The sequence below is a fragment of the Bacillus swezeyi genome, from assembly GCF_030908325.1.
Lineage (GTDB): Bacteria > Bacillota > Bacilli > Bacillales > Bacillaceae > Bacillus > Bacillus swezeyi.
This window is the reverse complement of record NZ_CP133085.1, coordinates 1351800-1378098: the sequence shown is the minus strand read 5'-3', so window position 1 is coordinate 1378098 and position 26299 is coordinate 1351800. Positions and strand designations below refer to the sequence as shown.

Genomic DNA, 26299 nt, shown 5'->3' with positions numbered 1-26299 from the left:
TGATCAGCAGTTTTTCGTTTAAGCAAGCAATGCTTTCAGCAAGGCTTTTTGCACATGAAGACGGTTTTCAGCCTGCTGGAATACGGCTGAATTCGGCCCGTCAATGATCTCCGCCGTGACTTCTTCTTCCCGGTGCGCCGGAAGACAGTGCAGAAAGATGTAATCTGGTTTGGCGTGGGAGACGAGTGAGCCGTTGACTTGATATGGTTTAAAGACATTCAGCCGTTCGTTTGCCTCTGCTTCCTGTCCCATGCTTGTGAAAACATCGGAATAAATGACATCAGCATTCTTGACAGCTGATTCGGGATCATGTGTAATGTTCACTTCCGCACCTGATTCTTCGGCAAATGTCTTGGCAAGCTGAACAACTTCCTGATCCGGTTCATAGCCTTTAGGCGATGCAATCGTAATGCTGCAGCCGACTTTTGCACAGGCGATTAAAAGCGAATGCGCGACATTGTTTCCATCTCCCACATAGACGGCTTTCAGTCCGTCCAAGGTTCCTTTCGTTTCTTGAATTGTCAAAAGATCTGCGAGCGCCTGGCACGGATGAAAAAGGTCGGTCAAACCGTTGATAACTGGGACTTCCGCGTGCAGTGCAAGCTCTTCAACTTTTTCGTGTTCAAATGTGCGGATCATGATCGCATCAACATAGCCTGACAGCACTTTTGCCGTATCAGCGATTGTTTCGCCTCTGCCGAGCTGCATGTCTTTGCTGCTTAAAAATAAGGCGCTTCCGCCAAGCTGAGCCATTCCCGCTTCAAACGAGACACGCGTTCTCGTCGATGATTTTTCAAAAATCATCGCCAATGTCTTTCCTTTAAAGACGTTTTGAATTTTCTTTTGTTTCATGGCGGCTGCTTCCTGCAGCAAATAAAGGATCTCTTCTTTTGTAAAGTCCTTCAGGCTTAAAAAATCCTTGCCGGACAAATTGGTCTGCGGGGACACCCCGATGTTTACTGTAGACATGTTTCCACTTCCTTTTTATATAAGTCTTTTAGTGAGACCGATTGTGTCGATCCATTTCCGCTTGCTAAAAATGCCCGCACCGTCTCTTCTTCCGTCATTACCGCCACACCGTGGGTAATGGCTTCCATCCGCTGCAGTTTCGCCTCGTTCGAATCGGTCAAATTGATGTGAAGCGCTTTGTCCTCCCTTTTGATCCAGCTTGCAAAATCGGCAGACTGAACGGTGAATCCCGCTTGCTCTGCGAGAGACTTCAGGTCGCCGGCTTCTTCAAGGTAGATGCAGCCTTTCGTCTTCCAGACGCCCGCAAAAATTTTCTTCAGGGCGCTTTCAGGACTGTACCCGACATACATGCCTTCCCCGGTCGACTTCATTTCAGGTCCGAGCTTCAAATCGACATCCTGAATGGCATGTGATGAAAAAACCGGAAACTTCACGGCTACACCGCGGCTGTTTTGTGAATCTGGTTTCAGCTCTTTTAATGTCAAACCGGCCAAAAGCTTAGATGCCAGCGGAATCAGCGGTACACCCATCACTTTGCTGACGACGGGTACAGTCCGGCTTGCTCTCGGGTTGACTTCGAGGATGAGCAGCTCATCTGCATCAGCGATGAATTGAATATTCATAATCCCTTTAAAGTCGAGCTTGCGGACGATTTTTGCCGCTGCCGATTCTGCAGAGCGCTTCATCTTATCTGTCACGGACGGCCCCGGCAGGATCGCATAACTGTCGCCAGAATGCACACCGGCCTTTTCAATATGTTCGATATAGGTTGGGATATAAATGTCCTGTCCGTCGCTGACAAGGTCGATTTCAAATTCCTTTCCGGAAATGTATTGATCGATCAGAATCGGATATGGCATCGCCGCTGCACCTTCAAGCAGCTCGAGGAGCCCATCTTCAGAATGAACGATCATCATGCCCATCCCGCCGATGACATAGGACGGTCTGATCAGGACCGGATAGCCGATCTCATTTGCTTTTTGCACCGCTTCTGTTTTTGACGATGCCGTTTCCCCTTTGGCATGAGTGATGCCAAGATCATCAAGCAGCTGATAAAATTGATCGCGGTCTTCAAGGACATCAAGTGTGTCTGAAGAGGTTCCCAAAAGAGTGACGCCCGCTTTTTCGATCGCTTCCGCCACATTGATGGCGGATTGGCCGCCGAATTGAACAATTGCAAAATCAATGTCTTCAGCTTCAGCCACATTTAAAATATGTTCGGGCGTAATCGGTTCAAAGTACAGGCGGTCTGCCATTTCATAGTCCGTGCTGACCGTTTCCGGGTTGTTGTTCAGCATGATCGTTTCAAACCCGAGGCTTTTCATCGTCATGACGCCGTGCACGGCGCTGTAGTCAAACTCCACTCCCTGGCCGATCCGAATCGGTCCGGAGCCGATGATCAACACCCGCTTTTTCGTTTTTTTGGAGAAGTCTCCATCGCTTGCTCCAAAATAGGTTGAGTAAAAATAATTCGTCTTCGCATCAAATTCCGCGGCGCACGTATCGACGATTTTAAAGGAAGCCGTTATGCCTTTTTGCTTGCGGAGCGCGCGGACTTCTTCCTCCGTTTTTCCGATTAAAGAAGCGATCGTCGAGTCGGTGAATCCCTTTTCCTTCGCCTTTTTCAAAAGATCGCAAGAAAGGACGCAGCCCTCTTCCATCAGCGTGTTTTCAAGTTGAATCATGTTTGAAAACACATAAAGGAAATAGTAGTCAATCTTCGTTTTCTCATGGATGTCTTCGATTGAAATTCCGCGGCTTAACAGTTCCATGACCGCAAAGAAGCGGCGGTCATCAGGCGTCTCAAGCAGCTTCCATAAAGCATCTGAAGAGACGCCGCCAAGCTCCGGTAAATGGGTTCCGGCCGTTTTCAGCTCAAGGGATGCGACCGCTTTTTGCAGAGCCGCTTCAAGATTGCGATCGATCGCCATGACTTCCCCTGTCGCTTTCATTTTCGTGCCGAGCTTACGGTCGGCATGTTTAAACTTGTCAAACGGCCAGCGCGGAAATTTAACGACAACATAATCAAGCGCTGGCTCAAAGCTGGCATATGTCGAATCTGTCAGCGGGTTTTTCAGCTCGTCAAGCGTATAGCCGACAGCAAGTTTGGCAGCCATTTTCGCAATCGGATAGCCGGTCGCTTTTGAAGCGAGGGCGGAAGATCGGCTGACCCTCGGATTCACTTCGATCACGTAATAGTTTTTGCTTTCGGGGTCTAACGCAAATTGAATATTGCAGCCGCCGACCACATCCAGCGCGGAAATAATCTTCAAGCTTGCCGAACGCAGCATTTGATAGTCTGTATCTGTTAATGTCTGCGAAGGGGCGACCACGATCGAGTCCCCTGTGTGAATGCCAACGGGATCAATGTTTTCCATGTTGCAGACGGTGATGCATGTATTGTTGTTGTCACGCATGACTTCATATTCGATTTCTTTAAAGCCGGCAATGCTTTTTTCGACAAGACATTGGTGAATCGGACTTGCCAGAAGAGCACTTTCGATCAAAGGCATAAACTCCTCCTTTGTCTTCGCAATGCCGCCTCCTTTTCCGCCCAATGTGTAGGCCGGCCGTACGATGATCGGAAAACCGATGGAAAGCGCAAAACGAAGCGCATCTTCTTTGTTATCGACGATTTCTGAATCCGGCACCGGTTCATTCAGTTCTTTCATCAATGCGCGGAATTTTTCTCTGTCCTCGCCCTTTTCAATCGTATCTACAGATGTCCCGAGCAGCTTCACCCCGTATTTGTTTAGAATGCCGGCTTTTTCAAGCTCGACAGCCAAATTCAGCGCTGTTTGGCCGCCCAAATTTGCCAGCAGGCCGTCAGGTTTTTCCCGCTTGATGATTTGAGTGAGACTTTCCAGCGTCAATGGTTCAAAATAGATCTCATCGGCAAACGATTCATCTGTCATGATCGTCGCCGGATTGTTGTTGACGAGAATGACCCGAAAGCCTTCGCTTTTCAGCGCCATGCATCCTTGGGTTCCCGAGTAGTCAAATTCTGCGGCCTGCCCGATGATAATCGGTCCTGATCCGATAACCAGTATGTTTTCTATGCTGTGATCTTTAGGCATGGATGACTTCTCTCCTTGCTTCGTTCAATTTCTGCAAATATTCGTTGAAAATCCACTCGCTTTCGACCGGTCCCGGATGGGCTTCAGGATGAAACTGCACAGATATGACAGGCAATGTTTTATGCATCAGCCCTTCTACCGAACCGTCATTTACATGATGAAACCTGACTGAGAATTCCTTTGTGCTGATCGTCGTTTCATCAACGACATAGCTATGATTTTGGCTCGTCATGAAAACGCGTCCGGTTTCTCTGTCAATCACCGGATGATTGGCTCCCCTGTGGCCGAATGGAAGTTTATACGTGTCACCGCCAAAGGCGAGGGCGATGAGCTGATGTCCAAGACAAATGCCGAGGGTCGGGTAAGATTTGATCAATTCCCGAAGCGTTTCCATATACGAAAGGATGGCTTTCGGGTCCCCCGGACCGTTTGAAAGAACGATCCCATCCGGATTCAGCTTGGAGATGCCGTCCATCTCTTGATATGGAACAACCGTGACTTTACAGCCTTGTTTCGCGAGGGATGCAGCGATCGATTTTTTATAGCCGAAATCTATCAGGACGATATGTGTCGCTCCCTCTCCAAATGTGCCGTTCTCATTTTGTCCGGCCACCTGTGCCGCGAAATTTTCCGATTCGCGCGGAGCAGGCCGGCTGTCTTTTTGATTGGTCAGTTTGGCATTGAGCGTCCCTTTGGCCCTGATATGCTGGACGACCGATCTTGTATCAACGTGTGACAGCAGCGGAACTTCCCATTTTTCCAAGTACTCCCGCAGGCTTTTAGTCGCCTGATGGTGGGAAAATCGGTCGCACGCTTCATAGACGACAACCCCTTTCACTTGCGGACGCTTGCTTTCATCATCGCTTTCATTGATGCCGTAGTTTCCGATCAGCGGATATGTGAAGACAATGATCTGGCCTTTATATGAAGGATCTGTCAATACTTCCTGATAGCCGGTCATGCCTGTAAAAAAGACGACTTCACCGGTACAGCCTTCAAAACCGTCTAATTCTCCGCTGAAGGATGTTCCATCTTCAAGAACTAAGTATCCTTCCATTTTATGCCCACCTCTGATGAATAAATAATAATATTTATGAATTTTTATACCTTTTATCCGAAAAAAAATTACTGTTTTACCGACGAATGATGTGCAAAAACACGGTTCAGCTTCTCGACAGCTTCACTGATTTCATTTTTCGCGACCGAAAGCGGCGGCAGCAGCCTGATCACGTTCAGACCTGCAGGAAGCACGAGGAGCCCTTCTTTCTGAAGGTCTTCGATCAGCGGCTGAACGGGGGCTTCGCATTCGATGCCGGCGATCAGGCCTTTTCCTCTGATTTCTTTAATACATGGAAATTGGAGTTTTTCTTTAAGCTCTTTCTGCAAAAATTCTCCTTTTGCACTGACTTCTTCAAGAAAGCTTTTTTCAAAAATAATGTTCAATGTCGCGTTGGCCGCAGCCATGGCCAGCATATTTCCGCCAAAGGTCGTACCGTGTGAACCAGGTGAGAACGCTTCTGAAAGCTCTTTTTTTCCGATAACCGCTCCGACCGGAAATCCGCTGCCGAGCCCTTTTGCGACGGTGATAATATCTGGAGAAAGCCCTCCATGCTCGTATCCGAAGGCTTTTCCCGTCCGGCCGATACCCGTCTGGACTTCGTCAACAATGAGAAGAGCTTGTTTTTCTCGGCAAAAAGCCTGAACTTCTTGCAAAAACTCTCTGTCCGCCGGAATGACGCCGCCTTCTCCTTGGATGGTCTCAAGCATAACCGCGGCAATGTCATCTTGGCCGCTTAATGTTTGGAATGCCTCCGGCTCATTATAAGGAAGGTAATGAAATCCGGTCAGCATCGGTCCGAATCCGTGTTTAATTTTTTCCTGTCCGGTCGCCGCCATTCCAGCATATGTCCGGCCGTGAAAAGATTGCTTGAACGTTATGATTTTCGTTTTCTGCGTATATTTTCGCGCCAGCTTAACAGCCGCTTCATTTGCTTCAGCTCCGCTGTTACAGAAAAAGACAAGATCGCCGGCACTGTGGTTTGTCAATTGCTCTGCTACTTTTTCCTGAAGGTCGTTTTTGAATAAATTTGAAACATGCCAGACATCATCGAGCTGTTTTTTGATGGCGTCTGCCACCGCATCCGGACAGTGCCCGAGATTGCAGACTGCGATTCCCTGAACGAAATCCAGATAGGTTTTTCCGTTTTCATCTTCGGCGATGGTGCCTTTCGCTTTTTTTATATTGATATTCCAGCGGCTGTACGTCTGAAATAAATGACTCACAATACGGCCTCCTTTTGTTTCATAATTTTTGTGCCGATAAATGCATCTTCCCGCAGAAAGGAACCTTTTCCGCTGACGATCATCACTTCATTGACTTGACCTATAAGAGCGGCTGCCGCAGAGTTCACCTTCGGTATCATTCCGCCGGAAATCACGCCTTCTGCAATAAGGTCCTCTATCTCTTCAGGTGTTAATGCTGAAAGCATTTCGTCGTTTTTCATGATCCCTTTTACATCTGTCACAAACATCAATTGATCGGCATGTAAAGCCCCGGCTACAGCGGATGCCGCCAAATCGGCGTTTACATTCAGCGTCTCACAGCCATCTGTCATTGACAGCGGTGCAATGACCGGAATGAATCCTTTTTCCATGAGCGTTTCCGCCATCTGTCCGTTTACCTTTTTTATGCGCCCGACTTGGCCGTATTCCTTTTCGTTTAAATAATCAGCAAGGAGAAGCCCTCCGTCTTTTCCCGAAACTCCGACCGCCGGAAGCCCATGTTTGGCAAGCTCTGAAACGAAATACTTATTGATTGAACCGGACAGCACCATCTCTGCGACTTCCAATACCGGTTTAGTCGTTTTCCGCTGTCCGTTGACAAACTCTGTTTGGATATTTAATTTTTCCAGCATCCTTGTAATATCAGGTCCGCCTCCATGGACGACTGCGATTTTCCATCCCTCTTCAAACAGCTCTTTTAGATTTTGAAAAAACTCGTCAGAAAGTTCACGAATGACGCTTCCGCCGCATTTAAAAACGATTGTTTTGCTCATTGTTTTCCCCTTTACGTACGATAGCTCGCGTTAATTTTGACGTATTCATAAGTTAAATCACAGCCCCAGGCCGTTCCTGTTCCTTCGCTTTCATTCATATAAACGGCGATTTCCACTTCGCTATTTTCTAAATATTGCTTCGCATGCTCTTCGGAAAACGGCTGTGGTTCATTGTTTTTAAAGAGGCACTGTCCGCCGAGATAGATTTCCACCTTTTCAGGTGTAACAGAAGCCATGCTGTCTCCGATCGCGGCGATGATTCTGCCCCAGTTGGCATCCGTCCCGTACACCGCTGTTTTAACAAGATTGGAGCCGACGATTTTCTTTGCGATGATTTGCGCTTCAAGATTGGTTTTTGCCCCTTTGACTTGGGCTTCGATTAATTTTGTCGCCCCTTCACCATCTTTCGCGATTTTTTTGGCGAGATCCGTGCAAACCAGCTGCAGGCCTTTTTTAAATACCGGCCATTCTTCATGCCCTTCGTGGAGGCATTCATTTTCGGCGCAGCCGTTCGCCATGACGAGAACCATATCGTTTGTGGATGTATCACCGTCGACCGTAATCTGGTTGAATGAAACATCTGTGATCTCTCTTAAAGCCCTTTCCAGCGCACCTTCTTCAATACATGCATCTGTTGTGACAAATCCGAGCATTGTCGCCATATTCGGGTGGATCATGCCAGAGCCTTTGGCAGCTCCGCCGATCGTCACTTGTTTACCGCCGATCATCAGTTGATAACAGGTTTGTTTTGTCACCGTGTCCGTCGTCAAAATCGCTTCCTCGAAATCACCTTCGCCGGGCTTTGTATCGCCGAGAAGGACGATTCCTTTCTGAATCTTCTCCATGTCGAGGTATTCGCCGATGACGCCTGTTGAGGAAACGGCCACAAGCGCCGGTTCAATGCCGAGGATTTCAGCTGTTTTCTGACGCATCTCATATGCATCCAAGAGCCCCTGTTCACCTGTACATGCGTTGGCATTGGCACTATTAACAATCACTGCTTGCAAGTGTGCACCCTTTTTGAGGCTGTCTTGCGTCACCTTGATCGGTGCAGCCTGGAAGTAGCTTTGTGTATAAACCGCGGCGCTCACCGCCGGAACCGAGCTGATGAGCAGCCCCAAATCCTTTTTTGAATAGCGGAGTCCGCAGTGAATCCCTTTTGCCTCGTAGCCCTTAGGAGAAGCTATGCTTCCATCTATTTTTTTTATGCTGTCTTGACTCACCTGAATCATGATTTGTTCTCTCCCGTCTTATGGATAAATTGGCGTAAAATCGAGTCCTGCCGTTTCGCTCCAGCCGTTCATGATGTTAAAGTTCTGAACCGCCTGCCCTGCGGCTCCCTTCATTAAATTATCAATCACTGATACGATCGTGACCCTGTTCGTCCGTTCATCTAAAGCAACACCGATATCACAGAAATTGCTGCCGTATACTTCTTTTGTAGCCGGAAATTGTCCCGATTCTCTCATTCTGACAAAATAAGAATCTTGGTAAAAATCAGAAAAAAATCGCTGCAGCTCATCACCTGACAGGCTTTCTTTCAGCTCTGTATAAATGGTTGCCATAATTCCCCTTGTCATCGGCGCTAAATGCGTGCTGAACGTGATCGGTTTAAAAGCGGGGTTCCACCGCATTGCAGCCTGTTCTATTTCAGGTGTATGCTGATGCTCATTGACCTTATATATTTTAAAATTGTCATTGATCTCTGAAAAATGAGTTCCCATTGAAGCTTTTCTGCCGGCTCCCGATACCCCTGTTTTGGCATCAACGATGACAAACGATTCGCCGATTAATCCGTTTTTGACGAGCGGAGCCAAACCGAGAAGAACCGCTGTCGGAAAACAGCCGGGGTTGGCTATGTACTTCGCCGTTTTGATTTCCTCCCGATGAAGTTCGGACAGTCCATATACCGCTTTTTCAAGCACGTGTTCCGGAGCCGGCTCCCTTTTATACCAGCTTTCATATACAGACGGATCTTTGATTCTTAGATCGCCGGACAGGTCAATAACCGGTATGTCATATGAATCAAGCTGAGGCGTCAGACGGCTTGATACACCCGGAGGGGCCGCCATAAACAAAAAATCGATCTCATCTGCAATCTGCTCAATCTCAATCGGTTTAAGGATTTGATTCGTCAGTTTTACAAGATGCGGATATGACTGATGGTATGGAAGTCCTTCATCACTCGATGAATATAATATACATTCGCCCACATGAGGATGCGACCTGATGATTCTTGTAATCTCTGCTCCCCCATAGCCAGTAGCACCTATAATACCTATTTTCAAAACAAGTTCACCTTCTTGGTCTTTGTGAAATTATTTAACATTATAACATGAATAAAAATTAATTCAATTGTATATTTAATATTTTTTTATTCATCTTGGAGAATGATCCCACCGCTCCTTCTCTTGGAACTCTCCGCAGAAAACCACGTCAGCATTGCCTATTTCCAGCCAGATGGCTCGCGTTTCGCGCGCCCAAAAAGCACGGAGTATTTCCATACAGCATATTTGACAATTTGCTCACCCCAATTTTGCGGTTAAAAAAGCGAATCGTAAGTTTAACTTCCCGATCTATCACTTTTCAAAACCGAGGAAAGTGCGGCCCCCATTTTTCAGCGAAAAAAAGAACGCTTTTTCAAGCGTTCTTTTTTGATCTCGATGATGAAAGGTCAATCTGCCATGATATGCCGAACTGATCGACAATCCAGCCGAACTTTTGGCTGAAGCCGTAATCGCCGAGCGGCATCAGCACTTCTCCGCCGCGAGCCAGCTCCTGATAAAACCTGTCGATTTCCGCTTCTGTATCACATGTCAAAAACATCGAAAATGAAGGGGTAAACGTAAAATCGTGTTCTACAGGACTGTCAATACACATAAATTCCTGTCCTTTCAAGGAAAAGACACCATGCTTAACACTCCCCTTTTTCCCTTGTTCATCTGCACCATAGCGAACCAGACTCTTCATTTCCGAATCCTCGATTAAAGATATGTATGTGTTCATGACTTTTTCTGCATGTCCTTGAAACATTAAAAATGGCGTAACCTTTGTCATCCTCATCACCCTTTCATCAAAAAGAGCCTGTCAAAGGTTGAGCAGGCTCTTAGGTGTTTACTGTATTCCAAGTGCAATTTTCGCATAGCGAGACATTTTATCCCGTGTCCAAGGCGGGTTCCAGACAATGTTAACATCAACCTCTTTGACTTCAGGAATATCTGCCAGCGCTTTTTTGACTTCATCTACGATAACCGGCGCCAGCGGGCAGCCCATAGATGTCAAAGTCATGGTGACATCGGTTTTTCCATCCTCATCCATATCGACGTCGTAAACGAGGCCGAGGTTCACGATATCGACGCCCAGCTCAGGGTCCACGACCTGTTCAAGAGCGCCCATGATGTTTTCTTTTAATGCTTCATCCACAGTTCTTCACTCCTTTTTTCATCAGTATAACGCACTTTGGATATTTTCTAAAACGAAAGTACTTCTAGAGATGCTTGTCAAACCATTCAACCGTCTTCAAAAGGCCTTCCCTTGACACTTTATGGCCGGCGCGTTCATCTGCAATAAAGTGAAGCCGTCCGGGCTTTGATTCATATTGGTCAATGACCGATTCATAGAATCGGTGCGCCGGTGCAAACGGAACTGTGCTATCCTGCTTGCCGTGCCAAAAAAGAAGCGGTCTGCCTTTAAGTTTTTCCGGCTGAAGTGCGAGGTCAAACTGCTTCAATTCATCGCGCTGCTGTTCAATTTTCTCTTTAGATACAGGGAGTTCAATTTGTTTTTTACGGATAAATTCGAGCTGTTTGTCGAAGAATTCTACATAAGAAGGACAGCCCATCAAACTGACAGCAGCGGTGATCCAATCGTATTGGGTCAGAGCGCCCAGTGTGACGATTCCGCCCATCGAGGTTCCTGCTACACCAATGCGGCCGTTTTCGATCAGGTTCTCCTGTTCAAAATGGTTTTTCAGCACGTCCAGCTCTTTAATTTCATTCACGACAATACCCCAAAACCTGGAAGCTAGGTCTTCTTGGGCAAGCTGTCCCTCTCTCTCGCCATGGTAGGCCGCCTCAGGCAAAATGACGCGCATTCCTTTTTCAGCAAGCAGGTATGCATAATGAAGATTATGTTCTTTCGCGCTTGTAAAACCGTGTATAAAAAAAACAAGAGGAAGAGCCTTATCTTTTTGATCCTCTTTTACGATATGTAAAAAAGGGATGTTTGACATATTTTGATTTTCGATTATGATCACGATTGTTTCTTCCTCCTTTAGGATGTCCATCATCATCAGTTTAACATGTAGACAATAAAGAAGGTAAAAAGATACACTATAGATAAGTCAGAACTTTTAAATTTACGGTTAAAGGAGCACTTATGGAAACAAAACCATATTTAATCGCATTAGACTTAGACGGTACATTATTAAAAGATGACAAGACCATATCTGAAGGCTCTGCCCAAGTCATTCGCCAGCTTCGGGAAGACGGCCATAAAGTGTGCATCTCTACGGGCAGGCCGTTTCGGGCAAGCTCATTGTATTATGATCAGCTTCAGCTCGATACGCCGATCGTCAATTTCAACGGAGCGTTCGTCCATCACCCGAAGGATGAGAGCTGGGGAAGATTTCACACATCGCTCGATCTCGATGTGGTCAAACGAATAGTTGAAGTCAGCGAGTCATACAACGTACATAATATACTTGCTGAAATCGTTGATGATGTGTACTTCCACTACCATGATGAAAAATTGATTGACGTCTTTACAATGGGAAGCCCGAATATCACAGTCGGTGATTTAAGAACAAATCTCGGCCAAGATGTAACAAGCGTTCTCATCCATGCCAAAGAAGAGGATGTTCCAGCGATCCGTTCCTATCTGTCAGACGTTCATGCGGAAATGGTCGACCACAGAAGATGGGCCGCTCCATGGCATGTCATCGAACTGATCAAAAGCGGCATTAATAAAGCGGTCGGCCTGCAAAAGATTACGGATTACTACGGTATTCCGCCTGAGCGCGTCATCGCCTTCGGTGATGAAGACAACGACCTCGAAATGCTTGAATTCGCAGGCTGCGGCGTGGCGATGGGCAATGGAATCACAGGTGTCAAAAGCATTGCCGACCAGGTTGCAAAATCGAATGAAGAAGACGGCATCGCTCACTTTTTGAAGGATTACTTCGCTTTATAATTTTATAATTTGCCATTCATAAACAGGTTTTTAAAACGGCAATACTAGGAGAAGACGGTCGTAAAAGACCGTCCAACTCTTTTTAAGGGGGCAGTCAAGATGGGTAAACGAAGCAAATCGAAACGGTTTATTCAGCAAGGCAAAGACTCGCTTAAACAGCATGCCGAAAGGTTCCCTTATCGTTCCACATTAGAAGAAGCTGAACAGCGCACCGGTCCGACGGAATGCGGAGGACTGTAACATGAGAAACGAATTGTTTCAAATGGCAAAGACAGCCGTTCAGGAAGCTGAAACATTGGCAAACACAGCGGAAGCGAGCGAACAAATGAAAGCGATTGAAAGAGCGAAAAATGCCGTTTCTTCCGCATATGCCAATTCCACTGATGCAGAGCGCCGCGAGCTTCACACTCTTCAGGAACAGCTAGACAAACTATCATAAAAACAGACTTGCAGGAAAACCATGTCCTTGCAAGCTAAAAAGAGTCTGTGCCGGCGGCACAGACTCTTTTTTTCATCATGAAATCAAGATTTTGTCTTTAGCACCCCTCATCGTTATACAAAAAATTTGACATCTGAAGCAAAAGAGAGTACATTATAAAAGGCGAACATTTTATATAAAATTAAAATTATTATTCGTTTTTAGAGGTGAATATCATGGAAAACGTGTTTGATTATGAAGACATTCAATTAATTCCTGCAAAATGCATTGTCAGCAGCCGTTCTGAATGCGATACATCCGTCAGTCTTGGCGGACGGACATTTAAGCTGCCTGTAGTGCCGGCCAATATGCAGACCATTATCGATGAGAAACTGGCGGTTTCATTGGCCGAAAACGGTTACTTTTATGTGATGCACCGCTTTGAACCCGAGAAACGGCTCGGTTTTATAAAGGACATGCGCTCGCGCGGCTTATTTTCTTCCATCAGCGTAGGGGTCAAAGATGAGGAATATCAATTTGTACAACAGTTGTCAGAAGAAAATATAACACCTGAATATATAACGATTGACATCGCACACGGACATTCTAATGCCGTCATTCAAATGATCCAGCATATTAAGAAACATTTGCCGAATAGTTTTGTTATCGCCGGAAATGTCGGAACGCCGGAAGCGGTGAGAGAGCTCGAAAACGCCGGAGCGGACGCGACAAAGGTCGGGATCGGACCCGGAAAAGTATGCATCACTAAAATTAAAACGGGTTTTGGAACCGGCGGTTGGCAATTGGCTGCGCTGCGCTGGTGCGCCAAAGCCGCAAGCAAACCGATCATCGCCGATGGAGGCATCCGCACCCATGGAGACATTGCAAAGTCAATCAGATTCGGCGCAACCATGGTGATGATCGGCTCATTATTTGCCGGACACGAAGAGTCCCCAGGGCAAACGATTGAAAAGGACGGAAAGCTCTATAAAGAGTACTTTGGCTCAGCTTCAGAATTTCAAAAAGGCGAAAAGAAAAACGTAGAAGGCAAGAAGATGTATGTCGAACATAAAGGTGCGATGATGGATACGCTGACTGAAATGGAACAGGATCTTCAATCCTCTATCTCCTATGCGGGAGGAAAAAAACTTGACGCGATCCGTAATGTAGATTATGTAGTCGTCAAAAATTCCATCTTTAATGGAGATCAATATTAAAAATGCAAAAGAGGCATCTGGTGAAGATGCCTCTTTTCAATACCATTCATCAGGTTCCAGTCTCCCAGCTGTATGCTGTCATCTCATCGGCCAGACCAGCTTCTTCTCACTTCACTTCAAATGTTTTGCTTGCCCTCAATGCTGAAGCAAGCTGTTCCGTCCTTCCCTTGAACATAACGTTCACTTCATATTGACCCGGTTCGGGCACTTCTTTCCAGACATCTGTCAAATCGTATGTCTCTTTTGGATTCAATGTCATCGTCTGAAAAGCCTGGGTAAACATCTTTCCTTTTGAATAGCGGTACCTCTCATTTCCTTCCTGATCTGTAACGACTAGCTCGAATTTCTGACCGCTGCTGAATTCAAAATCAACCGCTTCGTCCGTATTGTTCACAACTGACATTTTAAATTCGATTTCCCCCGGTTTTTGCACCGGTTCGACCGTTAACGCAACACTCCTGTTCTCCACTTCTCCAGATACCTCCTTGTCAGGGCCGTATTCCCCGTTTTGACCGCATCCACCGACAAACAGCAGCATCACAATCATTGAAATCAGCCGCATTCATTCAACCCTTTCATTAATCTTTGCGGAAAAACCCTAAAACCTGAGTTGTTTGTACGACATTTGTAAAAGCGTTTGGATCAACTTCATTAATAATTTTTTCTAAATCGTATAATTCATACCTGGTGATGACAATGACCATCATATCTTTTTGCTCATTGGTAAAAGCGCCTTTTGCCGGTACGGTTGTAATGCCGCGGACCATTTTTCCGTAGATTGCTTCCTTGATCTCCTCCGCTTTCTTTGTGACGATCATGACGGTAAGTTTGGCATGGCGGGTGTGAATCGCATCAATCACCCTTGTTGTCACATATAGTGTAACGAGCGTATATAATGCTTTCTCCCAACCGTTCAATAATCCTGCTGTTAAAATGATCGCTCCGTTTAAAATAAAGAAATAGGTTCCGATCGGTTTATCTTTCCATTTCGCCAGTATCATGGCGATGATATCCAAACCGCCCGTTGAAGCCCCGTATTTCAGCGTCAGACCGATGCCGATCGCAGCGATCACCCCGCCAAAAACGGCGTTCAGCAAAATATCGTTTGACAGACTGGTTTCAGGAAGCATTCCTAGAAACACCGTTGTCAGTGCAACGCTTAAAATGCTGTAAATCGTAAAAGAACGCCCGACCTTCAGCCAGCCTAAAATGCCGACTGGAATATTCAAAATAAACAACAGCGTTCCCGTTGAAAAATAGATGGGGCTGTACTGGTCAAGCGCACTCGATAAAAGCTGCGCTACACCTGTAAATCCGCTGGCATAGACATCTGCTGGAATGAGAAATAAATTTAAGCCGATGGCATTCAGCAAGGCGCCGATGATGACAATGAACAATTTTTTTGCTTCAGCTATGACCATTTTTTGAGTTCCTCCGCTTATTCCGTATATATTTGGTTTACCCATAAAACAATATTTTGAAAACGTCAATATTAAAATATATGATATAGTTGATCTGAAACGAAACCAAGCCTCCGAAGGCCGGCAACCTTTTTATATCAACCATTTTCAGAAAGAAGGGGTTCAAATGACCGTTCACCTTTTAGCCGACAGTGCGGCTGATTTGCCTAAATCATTTTATGATGAGCATCACATCTCGTTCATTCCTTTACGAGTGCTTCTCGATGAAAAAGAATATGATGATCTCCTGACGATTCAGCCTCTAGACGTCTATGAAGCGATGCGCAATGGCAAAGCGCCAAAAACCTCCCAGCCGTCTCTCAAGCTTTTGAAAGACACCTTCAGTGAACTGGCGGAACAAAACAAACCCGCTTTATATATCGCCTTTTCCTCAGAGCTTTCGGGAACATATCAGACGGCTGTAATGGCAGCAAACGAGGTCAAGGAAGAATTCCCGGACTTCGATTTGCGAATCATTGATTCGAAATGCGCTTCATTAGGCTATGGGCTTGCTGTAAAGCACGCTCTCACGCTCGCAACTAACGGCAATACAATACAAGAAATTGAGCCGTCTGTAAAGAACTTTTGCGAACATCTTGAACATATTTTTACCGTCGACGATTTGACCTACTTGGCCAGAGGCGGCAGAATCAGCAAAGCATCGGCATTTGTCGGGGGGCTTTTGAATATTAAGCCGCTTCTGCATGTTGAAGACGGAAAGCTTGTCCCCTTGGAAAAAATCAGAGGCAAAAAGAAATTGCTGAGACGAATCATTGAGCTGATGAAAGAAAGAAGCCTGGATTTAAGCGATCAGACGATCGGCATCAGCCATGGGGATGACGCCGAAACAGCCGAAGAAATCAAAGGGCTGATAGAAGCTGAATTTCAGCCGAAAGAGATCGTCGTCAACATGATCGGTTCAGCCGTCGGCGCCCATGCGGGTCCGGGAACCTTGGCCATCTTTTTCCCAGGGAAAGAAAAAAGATAATGAAGTCAGGCCTGCTTTTATAAAAGCAGGCCTTCATCATTCAGCTTTCTTCGGTAATTGTTTCTTCGCCGACTGCCGGTGAAAGCTGGCTGCCAAAAAAGTCGGCAGCCGCAAGGCCGATATTTGGACCTCCGGCACCCTCGACGACTTTCTCCATCGTGATCGGACTAATCCTGTACGCCCCGCCAAAATTCACAATTCCTCCGTCTCCAACATGATGAATGTAAACCGAACAGCAATGTTTCATACCATTTCTCCTTTTTTTGGGTCATATAAATATATTTATGCTGTTGATACTAGAAGGCATAAACTTCCCGGCAAAAAAACATCAGGCTAAAGAGAGTACATAGTTTCCATCCTAGGTGAGCATTCTAAAAGCAACATTTTGACGGGAGGTGCCGCCTCATGAAAGATGACGATAAAAAACCGGTTGACAACAACGCCGTCAACCAGCAAAAAAACCGGCTCGCCGAAAAGAACAGACAAGCCGGAAAACACCAAGATTCGAAAAAACCGCATCATCTATAAAAAATTGGCGGCGTCCAAACAGAACGCCGCCGCTTCCTCTATTTTTTCTCGTATGTCCAGCCTTCTTCCTGATAGACCTTATCCTGTTTCATCAGGTGGCCGAGCGCCCTTTTAAACGCCGCTTTGCTCATATTGAACCGCGTTTTGATGTCTTCAGGATCGCTCTTATCCCAGTACGGCATCGCGCCGTTTCTCGATCTTATATAGGACAGAATTTCTTCGGCATCTACAGACAAGGCATCCTGCTTTCTCGGCAGAAGCGACAAATTAACCGAACCGTCTTCTTTGACTTTAATCACCCTTGCCGTCAGCTTCTCACCCAGCCTCGGCTCTTCTTTTCTTTCCGATGAATGGATAAACCCCCTGATGCCGCCGTCGGAAATCATAAAAGATCCCGAAGCGATGAGACGGTATACAGTTCCTGAAAGCTCTTTATTCATGAAATCAGGCGAAGCATCGTGAAAAAGCTCGCTGATCTTATCCTCCGGAGCCGGCTTGGCAAACATCCGTCCATGGCTCGTGATTTTCAGCATGCAGTACAGCCTGTCCCCTTTTTTAGGCCAGACTGATTCATAAGGCGGTAGATGCTCGATGGCGACAAGCGCATCCTTTGTGAGCCCGACATCGACGAACACCCCCATGCCGCTGACGGCATCCACGACTTCTACCCAATCGTAGTGATCAGCGCTGATGATCGGTTTTCTCATCGTAGCCGCCAAGCGCCCCTCATGATCGACATACACAAAGACGTCGACTTCTTCCAGACCATCTATATCCTCAATGATCTCGCTGTGATGGAGGAGAATCGATTCATCTCCGTCCGTCAAAAAGTACCCGTAGTCGGCTTTGTGATCTATTTGCAAAGTTAATTGCTGTCCCGGTCTCATATTGATTCTTCCTTTCTTCATGCACCTGTCCTATTGATGTATTCCTCCAATGTTCAAATTATTGCCAGATAACGGCCAGGCAAAACCGTACCATATTGGAAGTTTCACCTTATTCTACTATAATTGACTCATAAGTAAAATGGATGGAGGTTTTCACATGGCAAAAGAAAGCTCATTTGACATCGTGTCAAAGGTTGAGATGCCTGAAGTTCAAAACGCAATTCAAACCGCTCTTAAAGAAATCGGCACACGCTATGATTTCAAAGGATCAAAAAGCAACATCACACTTGACGGTGACGAGCTTGTGCTTGTCTCAGACGACGAATTTAAAATGAACCAGCTCAAAGACGTCCTTGTCGGCAAACTGATCAAGCGCAATGTCCCGACAAAAAACATCGAATACGCCAAACTGGAAAACGCTTCCGGCGGCACCGTCAGACAGCGCGGCAAATTGGTGCAGGGCATCGATAAAGAAAACGCAAAGAAAATCAACAATTTGATCAAAAAATCGGGGCTTAAGGTCAAATCCCAAGTGCAGGATGATCAAATCCGTGTAACCGGAAAAAATAAAGACGAGCTCCAGCAAATCATCGGCCTTGTCAGAGAAGCCGACCTTCCGATTGACGTCCAATTTATAAATTTTCGATAAATTCTTAATTTACTGTTGATTATTCCCCCGATTTTCGGTAAATTGAGTAAAAGTAAACAATACAAATTGAATAGCTGTTCTTATCAAGAGAGGCAGAGGGACTGGCCCTATGAAGCCTCAGCAACCGGTGAATGAATATTCATGACCAAGGTGCTAAATCCAGCAAGCAGACTGCTTGGAAGATAAGAAGACGGACATTTGTCGCTTAAAAGTCTTCTTCTTCAGAAGACTTTTTTATTTATCAAAATTTTCAAGGGGGAAAACAATGGGTTTATTTGAAGATATAAAAAGCAAAATTTTAATCGCTGACGGCGCCATGGGTACGCTGCTCTATTCTTACGGAATCGACCGCTGTTTTGAAGAATTGAATATCTCAAAGCCCGATGAGGTGAAACGCATCCATGAAGCGTACGTGCAGGCAGGCGCCGACATCATCCAAACGAACACGTATGGTGCAAACTTCATTAAGCTGTCCAGATACGGACTTGAAGACGAAACGAAACAAATCAATGAAAAAGCCGTCCGCATCGCCCGTTCTGCCGCGGGCTCCGCTCATGTTCTCGGAACGCTCGGCGGCATCCGGACGTTTAATAAAAACGCGTATTCACTCGAAGACATTAAAAGAAGCTTTCGCGAACAGCTTTATCTTCTACTAAATGAACAGCCAGACGGTCTTCTTCTTGAAACCTATTATGATCTTGAAGAAGCGCGCGAAGTATTGAAGATTGCCAGAAAAGAAACGGAACTCCCGATCGTTCTGAACGTTTCGATGCATGAAGAGGGCGTTCTTCAAGACGGAACCTCGCTCAGCGAGGGCCTGAAGCTTTTGGCAGACCTCGGAGCAGATGTGGTCGGCATCAACTGCCGCCTCGGCCCATATCACATGATCAATGCGCTTGAGGAAGTGCCGCTTTTAGAAGACGCCTACCTTTCCGTCTATCCAAACAGCAGCCTCCCATCCCTAGTCGAAGGGCGCCTCGTCTATGAAACAGATGATCAATATTTCAGAGACAGTGCGATGGAATTTCGCAATCAAGGCGCGCGCATCATCGGGGGCTGCTGCGGAACGACGCCGAACCACATCAGAGCGATGGCTGAAGCGGTCAAAGGACTTCCGCCGGTCACCGAAAAACATGTGAAAACGAGAAAGAAAGCAGCGGCCGCCGTCCGACATGAAAGAACAGAGCCTGCTTTAGACGAGCTGGCAAAAGAAAAACGGTCCATCATCGTCGAATTGGACCCTCCTAAACAATTAAACTTTGAAAAGTTTTTACGCTCCGCCCAAGAATTGAAGTCAGCCGGCATCGATGCCCTGACTTTGGCGGACAATTCTCTCGCCACCCCGAGAATCAGCAATGTTGCCTGTGGCTCGCTTTTAAAACAGCAGCTTGATATGAGATCGCTCGTGCATATTACATGCAGGGACCGCAACCTGATCGGCCTTCAGTCTCATTTAATGGGTCTTGATACGCTCGGACTGTCAGATGTACTGGCGATTACCGGAGATCCGTCGAAGATCGGCGATTTCCCGGGAGCCACCTCCGTCTATGACTTGACATCATTCGATTTGATCAGCCTGATTAAACAGTTTAATGAAGGATTGTCCTATTCGGGAAAACCGCTCGGCAAGAAAACGAACTTTTCTGTGGCGGCCGCCTTCAATCCGAACGTCAGACATATTGACAAAGCGGTCAAACGGATCGAGAAGAAAATCGACTGCGGGGCTGACTATTTTATTTCCCAGCCTGTCTACTCAGAGGAGCAGCTCATCAAGATTCATGAAGAAACAAAGCATCTCAAAACCCCGATCTATATCGGCGTTATGCCTTTGACAAGCAGCCGAAATGCGGAGTTTATCCATAATGAAATTCCCGGCATCAAGCTGTCAGACGCGATCCGCGAAAAAATGGCGCTTGCGGGAAATGATAAGCAAAAACAGGCTGAGGAAGGGCTTGCGATCGCGCGCTCTCTGCTTGATACAGCATGCGATTTGTTTAACGGCATTTATTTGATCACACCGTTTTTACGATCTGATTTAACCGCAGAACTGACGGCTTATATTCACAAGAAAGAAAAGGAGACGACAAATGCCTAACATCAATGACCAGCTGAAGAAAAAAATCCTCGTCCTTGACGGGGCGATGGGAACGATGATTCAAAACGCCAATCTGTCCGCCGCAGACTTCGGAGGCGAGGCCTATGAAGGATGTAATGAACACTTGAGCATAACGGCGCCCCACATCATCCAGGGAATCCATGAAGCGTATCTCGCCGCTAAAGCCGATATCATTGAGACCAATACATTCGGAGCGACCCGGCTTGTTTTGGATGAGTATGATCTCGGACATCTCGCCTATGAGGTAAACCTCGCCTCTGTCAGGCTCGCAAAAGCCGCCGCTGAAAAATATTCGACACCTGAATGGCCAAGGTTCGTCGCAGGCGCAATGGGTCCGACGACGAAAACCCTGTCCGTCACAGGCGGTACGACATTTGACGAGCTGATCGCCAATTACGAGGAACAGGCGAGAGCGCTGATTACGGGCGGAGCGGACCTTTTGCTGCTTGAAACGAGCCAGGATATGCTGAATGTAAAAGCCGGTTTTATCGGCATCCGGCAAGCCTTTGAAAAGACCGGCACCCCCCTTCCCCTTATGGTGTCGGGAACGATAGAACCTATGGGCACGACGCTTGCCGGTCAGGATATCGAATCCTTTTACATCTCCCTTGAACATATGAAGCCGATCAGCGTCGGCTTAAATTGCGCGACAGGCCCTGAATTTATGACGGATCACATCAGGACCCTTTCTTCGCTTGCCCAGACGGCCGTGAGCTGTTATCCAAATGCCGGACTTCCTGATGAAGAAGGACAATATCACGAATCTCCACAGTCATTGGCGAAAAAAATCAAGGCTTTTGCTGAAGAAGGCTGGCTGAACATTGTCGGGGGCTGCTGCGGAACGACGCCCGTCCATATTAAAGCATTAGCCGATGAAGTGGCTTCACTGCAGCCGCGGCCTGTCCCTTCGGGAGCAAGACCGCACACCGTCTCAGGGATTGACGGATTGATTTATGAAGAAACGATGCGTCCTCTTTTTGTCGGCGAACGGACAAATGTGATCGGATCGCGAAAATTCAAGCGGCTGATTGCCGAGCAGAAATTTGAAGAAGCCGCCGAAATCGCGAGAGCTCAAGTGAAAAACGGCGCCCATGTCATCGATATCTGCCTCGCCGATCCTGACCGAGATGAAGCTGAAGATATGGAAGGCTTCTTGAAGGAAGCGATGAAAAAAGTAAAAGCCCCTTTTGTCATCGATTCGACGGACAAAACGGTGATCGAAAAGGCGCTTCAATATTCGCAGGGAAAAGCGATCATCAACTCGATCAACTTGGAAGACGGCGAAGAGCGGTTTGCGGACATTCTCCCTCTCGTCAAACGATTCGGCGGCGCACTCGTCGTCGGAACGATCGATGAAGAAGGAATGGCCGTCACCGCTGAAAAGAAGCTTGACATAGCAGTCCGTTCGCACCAACTGCTCACCGAAAAATACGGGATTCCGGCATGCGACATCATCTTTGACCCGCTTGTCTTCCCCGTCGGAACGGGTGATGAACAGTATATCGGCTCTGCAAAGGAAACGATTGAAGGCATACGCCTCATTAAAGAGAGACTCCCGGAATGTTTGACGATTCTCGGCGTCAGCAACGTTTCCTTCGGCCTCCCTCCCGTCGGCAGGGAAATTTTGAACGCCGTCTTTTTATACCATGCAACACAGGCCGGACTTGATTATGCCATCGTGAATACGGAAAAGCTTGAACGGTTCGCTTCCATTCCAAAAGAAGAAATCGAGATGGCTGAAAAGCTGCTGTTTCATACAGATGACAAAACGCTTGCGGTATTTACCGGCTTTTACCGCGGAAAGAAAAAAACGGACAAACAGCCGAAGACATCGCTTCCGCTTGATGAACGCCTTGCCGAGTATGTCATAGAAGGCACAAAAGAAGGACTGATCCCTGATCTGGAAGAAGCCTTGAAAAAATATGACACACCGCTTGACGTGATCAACGGTCCGCTGATGGACGGCATGGCAGAGGTCGGACGGCTTTTCAATAATAATGAGCTGATCGTCGCCGAAGTGCTCCAGTCTGCTGAAGTCATGAAAGCTGCTGTTTCCTTCCTCGAAAATTATATGGAGAAAAAAGACGACAGCGGCAAAGGCAAAATCATTTTGGCGACCGTTAAAGGCGATGTGCATGATATCGGAAAAAACCTGGTCGATATCATTTTAAGCAACAACGGCTACAAAGTCGTCGATCTCGGGATTAAAGTGACACCTCAGGAATTGATTGAAGCGATCCGCAAAGAAAATCCAGACATTATCGGTTTATCTGGACTGCTTGTCAAATCGGCGCAGCAAATGGTCGTCACAGCGCAGGACCTGGATAAAGCCGATATTTCTGTACCGATTATGGTCGGCGGTGCGGCGCTTTCGAGAAAATTCACGAACATGAAAATTTCGCCTGAATATAAAGGAGCCGTACTATACGCCAAAGACGCGATGGATGGCTTAGCGCTCGCGAATCAGCTGAGGACGGACCCCGGACAGTTTCTTGTCCAAAAAGAACAGGACGCACCCGCAGTCGCCGCTGCAAAAAAACCGTCAGCCGCGGTTGTTGAAATGCTTGAAAAACGGGTGCACATCCCGAAAGCTCCCGTCTTCCTTCCGGAAGATTTAAAACGGCATTACTTAAAAAACATTGACCTTGCCTATATTGTGCCATATGTAAATCAGCAAATGCTGCTCGGCCATCACCTCGGCTTAAAAGGAAAAGTTAAAAAGCTTTTGGCCGAAAAAAACGCGAAAGCGCTTGAACTGAAAGGCTTAGTCGACGAATTACTCAGAGACGGTAAAAAACACGGCTGGTTCGACCCTGCTGTCGTCTATCAATTTTTCCCGGCCTATAGCGACGGAGATTCGCTCCATATTCTAGACCCGCAAAACAGGGACAGCATTCTTGAAACGTTTGTTTTTCCAAGACAAGAAAAACTTCCGTTCCGCTGCATCTCTGACTACATTCGGCCGAAGGGAGAACTCGATTATGTATCATTCTTCGCCGTCACAGCAGGCAGACATGTGCGGGAAGTGGCAAACCGCTTTAAAGCCGAAGGCGACTATTTAAAAAGCCACGCGGTACAAGCACTTGCCCTTGAACTTGCGGAAGGGCTCGCCGAACGGACGCACCAAATCATCCGCGACCGCTGGGGCTTTCCGGATGCACCTGACTTTACGATGGAGCAGCGTTTTCAAGCAAAATACCAGGGGCAGCGCTATTCTTTTGGATATCCGGCTTGTCCGAACCTCGAAGACCAGGAAAAGCTTTTCAGACTCATTCAGCCCGAGGGGATCGGCATCCATTTGACAGACGGTTTTATGATGGAGCCTGAAGCATCCGTATCCGCGATTGTCGTCTCACATCCTGAAGCAAGGTATTTCAACGTCCATTAAGGAACTCTTGGTGATTTACAAAACCATTGACAGCAGCAAAAGGAGGCAGGCATATGATCGAAGTGAAACAGATCAAGGCAGAAGATACACACGAGATCAGACATCGCATTCTGAGGCCGAATCAGCCGATCGAAGCTTGCCGTTATGAAACAGATTTGCTGGAAGGAACGTTTCACCTCGGCGGTTTTTTTCAAGACGCCTTAACCAGCATCGCTTCTTTTCACAAAGCGGCACATCCCGATCTTGAGGGTGAGCTTCAGTATCAATTAAGAGGAATGGCGACACCTGACCGCGGGCAAAATGCGGGAAGCACGCTAATCCGTCACGCCGAAGAGATGCTCCGGAAAAAAGGCGCAGATCTTTTATGGTGCAATGCACGGACATCAGTACACGGCTATTATCAAAAACTCGGCTTCCAAGAAAAAGGCGGTGTATATGAGATTCCGCCGATCGGACCACATCTCTTGATGTTTAAAAAATTAACATAAAAAAACACCCCCGCAAAAAAAGCGGGAGCTCGAGGCCGCATTAGCTTTACAGCTTTGCGGCCTCTGTTTTAAATTGGGTGAGCGCATTTGCCACCTTTCCGAATTCAGATGCATGCGGACGGTCATCGCCGTCCTTGTATCCATAGTCAACCATACGGTTCCTGTTCAGGCACAGCTTAGTCAATTCTGGTTTAAATAAATCAAACAGCTCGAAACGCTCCCGCAGCTCAGGAAATGACTGCTGATAATCCAAAATGGCATCGGCTAGAGCTTTCCAAAAGCGCTTTTCAGAAAGGAGATCATCGTTTTCCAAAATGTTTGCCACATATCGCAAATGACAGATGAACAGCCCTGTAAAAATGAACTGCACAAGTCCTTCCGGCGGCTCGCTTCTTAAAACGGCTTTTAAATCCTCCGTTAAACCGCTCAATTCAGGGAGCGGCTGGTCGCTGATATTGACGTCATCAACGAAATCTTTGATCGCCAGCCTGTGCGGCTGATGATTCTTTAATACGAGAATCGTATTTTGCCCGTGCGGCGAGAAGACGGTGCCGTACTGGTACATGAAGTGAAGCAGAGGCGGCATCACCGTTTTAAACAGCTGCCCGATCCATTCCTCCGCCGTCAGTCCCGACTTTTCAATAAGGCGTCTAATCAACGGTACACCGTTTTGATCAATATAAGTTAACGATGCAAGTGTTACAGGATGCTCCCCGTCCTCAAGGTACGTGTAAATGCTTTCTCTGAAAATGACGCCGAGCATTTCAAGATATTGATATGGCGCTTTTTCAAGAGAGTGATAGTATGGATGATTGACGTTTAGACTGGCATTTTCACCAGGCAGAATCACGCGGCATTTGTCTTTTAAAAATGCGTCCCCGCGGGCAATTCCTTTTATATGCTCGGTGATTTCCGGCGCGATCACCGTCCGTTCGGAAGGCAATCCTCTGTATACAAGCGTATTTAAAATGCTCATCGGCAGTTTAATATGATGCTTTTGTTTATTTGTGATATTTGTAAAGGTTCTGATGGATTGCTGCGGCAAATACTGATCGCTTCCTTCTCCCAAAGGAATGATCGCCTTTGCAGCAAGTTCTTCAGGAAATTGCTGAATGATCGTATTTGTCCACTGCCATTCATGAACAGGCAAGTAGTAATAATCCGCCTGTGTGCCGCCATGTTTTTCTATCATTCTGGCAAAATGCCTTAACGTCAGCTCATCAAGCTCTTGATTGATCAGGGCTTCATATTCAAGACCTTCAACCGAGTGGAATGTCGCGTTTTCCTTGTGAACGGCAATCCACAGCAGCCGTACAGTTTTCTGGTGTTCAGGCGCAAAGCGGAGATAGTCATTATAGCTGAAGCCGATTCTCCCTTTGTTGTATACAATCCACGGATGGCCGGTCATCTCGCCTTCAATTACCGCATAATCCGCCTCTGTCAGTTCATCCGCTGTGAGCGCATCCTTTGCTAAAAGGTGAGCGTCTGCAAGCATGGTATGATTGAATTCTTTAATCAAATGCCCCGCTGTTTCAGGGCTCATCGGAATGTTCGGCTGAATATCGAGAAGAAATTCAATCGCACTTGCATTTTTCGTCCATTGTCCGTCTTTTAACACTTCGATGGTCTCCGGCACCGTGTCAAAGCTGTCAAACATGCGGGGCTTTGCTGCAAACCGATATCCCTTATGCTCTGACGTAAAAAGCTCATATCGCATAATCCCATCTGCTTTCTCAACAAGTTCAGGCTGGATGATATCCTCATACATATATTCAGACAGCATCTTCGCCAGCAGCCGCTGATTGACTTTTCTCCATCTGTCATGGGTGAGCACCCGCTTCAATTCGTCTTTAAACAACATGAAAATG

The 26299-nt window shown here is 46.7% G+C and carries 25 protein-coding genes and 1 riboswitch; of the genes, 10 read left to right on the top strand and 15 right to left on the bottom strand.

Annotation, left to right across the window (positions count from 1 at the left end; all coding sequences use genetic code 11):
• Positions 1-18: 18 nt before the first annotated feature.
• From argF to RBH91_RS06530, 10 genes are all read right to left on the bottom strand, one after another.
• The gene (gene argF, locus RBH91_RS06575) at positions 19-969 is read right to left on the bottom strand and encodes an ornithine carbamoyltransferase (RefSeq protein ID WP_307893889.1); all 951 of its coding nucleotides are present in this window, start codon (positions 967-969) and stop codon (positions 19-21) included.
• The gene (locus tag RBH91_RS06570; RefSeq protein WP_307893888.1) at positions 957-4046 is read right to left on the bottom strand and encodes a carbamoyl-phosphate synthase (glutamine-hydrolyzing) large subunit; all 3090 of its coding nucleotides are present in this window, start codon (positions 4044-4046) and stop codon (positions 957-959) included. The genes argF and RBH91_RS06570 overlap by 13 nt, the downstream gene beginning before the upstream one ends.
• Positions 4039-5103 (bottom strand): carbamoyl phosphate synthase small subunit, encoded by a 1065-nt coding sequence (locus RBH91_RS06565; RefSeq protein WP_307893887.1) that lies wholly within the window; start codon positions 5101-5103, stop codon positions 4039-4041. The genes RBH91_RS06570 and RBH91_RS06565 overlap by 8 nt, the downstream gene beginning before the upstream one ends.
• 68 nt (positions 5104-5171) lie before the next feature.
• Positions 5172-6329 carry an acetylornithine transaminase gene (locus RBH91_RS06560; protein WP_307893886.1) on the bottom strand — a complete coding sequence of 386 codons (1158 nt, stop codon included), beginning with the start codon at positions 6327-6329 and terminating at the stop codon, positions 5172-5174.
• On the bottom strand, positions 6326-7102 hold the full coding sequence (argB, locus tag RBH91_RS06555) for an acetylglutamate kinase (RefSeq protein WP_307893885.1): 777 nt from the start codon (positions 7100-7102) through the stop codon (positions 6326-6328). Before argB ends, RBH91_RS06560 begins: the two co-directional genes overlap by 4 nt.
• 11 nt (positions 7103-7113) lie before the next feature.
• The gene (gene argJ, locus RBH91_RS06550; RefSeq protein WP_307893884.1) at positions 7114-8334 is read right to left on the bottom strand and encodes a bifunctional ornithine acetyltransferase/N-acetylglutamate synthase; all 1221 of its coding nucleotides are present in this window, start codon (positions 8332-8334) and stop codon (positions 7114-7116) included.
• A gap of 18 nt (positions 8335-8352) precedes the next feature.
• Positions 8353-9390, bottom strand: coding sequence for an N-acetyl-gamma-glutamyl-phosphate reductase (argC, locus tag RBH91_RS06545; RefSeq protein WP_307893883.1), 1038 nt, complete (start codon positions 9388-9390; stop codon positions 8353-8355).
• A 352-nt stretch (positions 9391-9742) separates the two neighbouring features.
• Positions 9743-10159, bottom strand: coding sequence for a VOC family protein (locus RBH91_RS06540; RefSeq protein WP_307893882.1), 417 nt, complete (start codon positions 10157-10159; stop codon positions 9743-9745).
• Between the two features lie 57 nt (positions 10160-10216).
• A complete protein-coding gene (locus RBH91_RS06535) occupies positions 10217-10525 on the bottom strand; it encodes a metal-sulfur cluster assembly factor (RefSeq protein WP_076760318.1) in 309 nt (102 codons plus the stop codon).
• A 64-nt stretch (positions 10526-10589) separates the two neighbouring features.
• Entirely contained in the window at positions 10590-11357 is a 768-nt protein-coding gene (locus RBH91_RS06530) for a prolyl oligopeptidase family serine peptidase (RefSeq protein ID WP_307893881.1), read from the bottom strand.
• A gap of 122 nt (positions 11358-11479) precedes the next feature.
• Here RBH91_RS06530 and RBH91_RS06525 point away from each other — a divergent pair, with 122 nt between their 5' ends.
• From RBH91_RS06525 to guaC, 4 genes are all read left to right on the top strand, one after another.
• Entirely contained in the window at positions 11480-12292 is an 813-nt protein-coding gene (locus tag RBH91_RS06525) for a Cof-type HAD-IIB family hydrolase (RefSeq protein WP_076760320.1), read from the top strand.
• Between the two features lie 99 nt (positions 12293-12391).
• Positions 12392-12532 (top strand): hypothetical protein, encoded by a 141-nt coding sequence (locus RBH91_RS06520; RefSeq protein WP_164470220.1) that lies wholly within the window; start codon positions 12392-12394, stop codon positions 12530-12532.
• Between the two features lies 1 nt (position 12533).
• Positions 12534-12731 (top strand): DUF3813 domain-containing protein, encoded by a 198-nt coding sequence (locus RBH91_RS06515; RefSeq protein ID WP_076760321.1) that lies wholly within the window; start codon positions 12534-12536, stop codon positions 12729-12731.
• Between the two features lie 215 nt (positions 12732-12946).
• Positions 12947-13927, top strand: a complete 981-nt coding sequence (gene guaC, locus RBH91_RS06510; protein ID WP_307893880.1) for a GMP reductase — start codon at positions 12947-12949, stop codon at positions 13925-13927.
• Between the two features lie 106 nt (positions 13928-14033).
• On the opposite strand, the gene RBH91_RS06505 is transcribed toward guaC, so the two are convergent.
• Both RBH91_RS06505 and RBH91_RS06500 read right to left on the bottom strand, forming a co-directional pair.
• On the bottom strand, positions 14034-14489 hold the full coding sequence (locus tag RBH91_RS06505) for a BsuPI-related putative proteinase inhibitor (RefSeq protein WP_307893879.1): 456 nt from the start codon (positions 14487-14489) through the stop codon (positions 14034-14036).
• A gap of 16 nt (positions 14490-14505) precedes the next feature.
• Entirely contained in the window at positions 14506-15348 is an 843-nt protein-coding gene (locus RBH91_RS06500) for a YitT family protein (protein WP_076760324.1), read from the bottom strand.
• Positions 15349-15514: 166 nt separating this feature from the next.
• On the opposite strand from RBH91_RS06500, the gene RBH91_RS06495 reads away from it, so the two are divergent.
• The gene (locus tag RBH91_RS06495) at positions 15515-16375 is read left to right on the top strand and encodes a DegV family protein (RefSeq protein ID WP_307893878.1); all 861 of its coding nucleotides are present in this window, start codon (positions 15515-15517) and stop codon (positions 16373-16375) included.
• A 40-nt stretch (positions 16376-16415) separates the two neighbouring features.
• On the opposite strand, the gene RBH91_RS06490 is transcribed toward RBH91_RS06495, so the two are convergent.
• Positions 16416-16622, bottom strand: coding sequence for a spore germination protein (locus tag RBH91_RS06490; RefSeq protein ID WP_076760326.1), 207 nt, complete (start codon positions 16620-16622; stop codon positions 16416-16418).
• Between the two features lie 158 nt (positions 16623-16780).
• Here RBH91_RS06490 and RBH91_RS06485 point away from each other — a divergent pair, with 158 nt between their 5' ends.
• Positions 16781-16903: a DUF3941 domain-containing protein gene (locus tag RBH91_RS06485; protein WP_094777300.1), complete on the top strand. Its 123-nt coding sequence runs from the start codon at positions 16781-16783 to the stop codon at positions 16901-16903.
• 38 nt (positions 16904-16941) lie between these two features.
• Here RBH91_RS06485 and RBH91_RS06480 read toward each other — a convergent pair whose 3' ends face one another.
• Positions 16942-17790, bottom strand: a complete 849-nt coding sequence (locus RBH91_RS06480; RefSeq protein WP_307893877.1) for a CvfB family protein — start codon at positions 17788-17790, stop codon at positions 16942-16944.
• 157 nt (positions 17791-17947) lie between these two features.
• Here RBH91_RS06480 and RBH91_RS06475 point away from each other — a divergent pair, with 157 nt between their 5' ends.
• From RBH91_RS06475 to RBH91_RS06460, 4 genes are all read left to right on the top strand, one after another.
• Positions 17948-18439: a YajQ family cyclic di-GMP-binding protein gene (locus tag RBH91_RS06475; RefSeq protein ID WP_307893876.1), complete on the top strand. Its 492-nt coding sequence runs from the start codon at positions 17948-17950 to the stop codon at positions 18437-18439.
• A 77-nt stretch (positions 18440-18516) separates the two neighbouring features.
• A riboswitch (SAM riboswitch) is annotated at positions 18517-18628 on the top strand.
• 76 nt (positions 18629-18704) lie between these two features.
• Complete coding sequence (locus RBH91_RS06470) at positions 18705-20534, top strand: bifunctional homocysteine S-methyltransferase/methylenetetrahydrofolate reductase (protein ID WP_307893875.1); 1830 nt, start codon at positions 18705-18707, stop codon at positions 20532-20534.
• Positions 20527-23943, top strand: a complete 3417-nt coding sequence (metH, locus tag RBH91_RS06465) for a methionine synthase (protein ID WP_307893874.1) — start codon at positions 20527-20529, stop codon at positions 23941-23943. Before RBH91_RS06470 ends, metH begins: the two co-directional genes overlap by 8 nt.
• 53 nt (positions 23944-23996) lie before the next feature.
• A complete protein-coding gene (locus tag RBH91_RS06460; RefSeq protein WP_307893873.1) occupies positions 23997-24431 on the top strand; it encodes a GNAT family N-acetyltransferase in 435 nt (144 codons plus the stop codon).
• Positions 24432-24477: 46 nt separating this feature from the next.
• Here the strand turns inward: RBH91_RS06460 and RBH91_RS06455 are convergent, their stop codons facing one another.
• On the bottom strand, positions 24478-26292 hold the full coding sequence (locus tag RBH91_RS06455) for an IucA/IucC family protein (protein ID WP_307893872.1): 1815 nt from the start codon (positions 26290-26292) through the stop codon (positions 24478-24480).
• Between the last annotated feature and the right edge of the window lie 7 nt (positions 26293-26299).

What these genes read in the sequence shown, in the direction of transcription:
- argB (WP_307893885.1), bottom strand. Translation starts at nt 7,102, where the DNA reads ATGAGCAAAACAATCGTTTTTAAATGCGGCGGAAGCGTCATTCGTGAA.
- RBH91_RS06500 (WP_076760324.1), bottom strand. Translation starts at nt 15,348, where the DNA reads ATGGTCATAGCTGAAGCAAAAAAATTGTTCATTGTCATCATCGGCGCC.
- RBH91_RS06525 (WP_076760320.1), top strand. Translation starts at nt 11,480, where the DNA reads ATGGAAACAAAACCATATTTAATCGCATTAGACTTAGACGGTACATTA.
- RBH91_RS06460 (WP_307893873.1), top strand. Translation starts at nt 23,997, where the DNA reads ATGATCGAAGTGAAACAGATCAAGGCAGAAGATACACACGAGATCAGA.
- RBH91_RS06470 (WP_307893875.1), top strand. Translation starts at nt 18,705, where the DNA reads ATGGGTTTATTTGAAGATATAAAAAGCAAAATTTTAATCGCTGACGGC.
- RBH91_RS06490 (WP_076760326.1), bottom strand. Translation starts at nt 16,622, where the DNA reads ATGAAACATTGCTGTTCGGTTTACATTCATCATGTTGGAGACGGAGGA.
- RBH91_RS06485 (WP_094777300.1), top strand. Translation starts at nt 16,781, where the DNA reads ATGAAAGATGACGATAAAAAACCGGTTGACAACAACGCCGTCAACCAG.
- RBH91_RS06495 (WP_307893878.1), top strand. Translation starts at nt 15,515, where the DNA reads ATGACCGTTCACCTTTTAGCCGACAGTGCGGCTGATTTGCCTAAATCA.
- RBH91_RS06565 (WP_307893887.1), bottom strand. Translation starts at nt 5,103, where the DNA reads ATGGAAGGATACTTAGTTCTTGAAGATGGAACATCCTTCAGCGGAGAA.
- RBH91_RS06520 (WP_164470220.1), top strand. Translation starts at nt 12,392, where the DNA reads ATGGGTAAACGAAGCAAATCGAAACGGTTTATTCAGCAAGGCAAAGAC.
- guaC (WP_307893880.1), top strand. Translation starts at nt 12,947, where the DNA reads ATGGAAAACGTGTTTGATTATGAAGACATTCAATTAATTCCTGCAAAA.
- argF (WP_307893889.1), bottom strand. Translation starts at nt 969, where the DNA reads ATGTCTACAGTAAACATCGGGGTGTCCCCGCAGACCAATTTGTCCGGC.
- RBH91_RS06505 (WP_307893879.1), bottom strand. Translation starts at nt 14,489, where the DNA reads ATGCGGCTGATTTCAATGATTGTGATGCTGCTGTTTGTCGGTGGATGC.
- RBH91_RS06515 (WP_076760321.1), top strand. Translation starts at nt 12,534, where the DNA reads ATGAGAAACGAATTGTTTCAAATGGCAAAGACAGCCGTTCAGGAAGCT.
- RBH91_RS06540 (WP_307893882.1), bottom strand. Translation starts at nt 10,159, where the DNA reads ATGACAAAGGTTACGCCATTTTTAATGTTTCAAGGACATGCAGAAAAA.
- RBH91_RS06455 (WP_307893872.1), bottom strand. Translation starts at nt 26,292, where the DNA reads ATGTTGTTTAAAGACGAATTGAAGCGGGTGCTCACCCATGACAGATGG.
- RBH91_RS06480 (WP_307893877.1), bottom strand. Translation starts at nt 17,790, where the DNA reads ATGAGACCGGGACAGCAATTAACTTTGCAAATAGATCACAAAGCCGAC.
- RBH91_RS06570 (WP_307893888.1), bottom strand. Translation starts at nt 4,046, where the DNA reads ATGCCTAAAGATCACAGCATAGAAAACATACTGGTTATCGGATCAGGA.
- argJ (WP_307893884.1), bottom strand. Translation starts at nt 8,334, where the DNA reads ATGATTCAGGTGAGTCAAGACAGCATAAAAAAAATAGATGGAAGCATA.
- metH (WP_307893874.1), top strand. Translation starts at nt 20,527, where the DNA reads ATGCCTAACATCAATGACCAGCTGAAGAAAAAAATCCTCGTCCTTGAC.
- RBH91_RS06475 (WP_307893876.1), top strand. Translation starts at nt 17,948, where the DNA reads ATGGCAAAAGAAAGCTCATTTGACATCGTGTCAAAGGTTGAGATGCCT.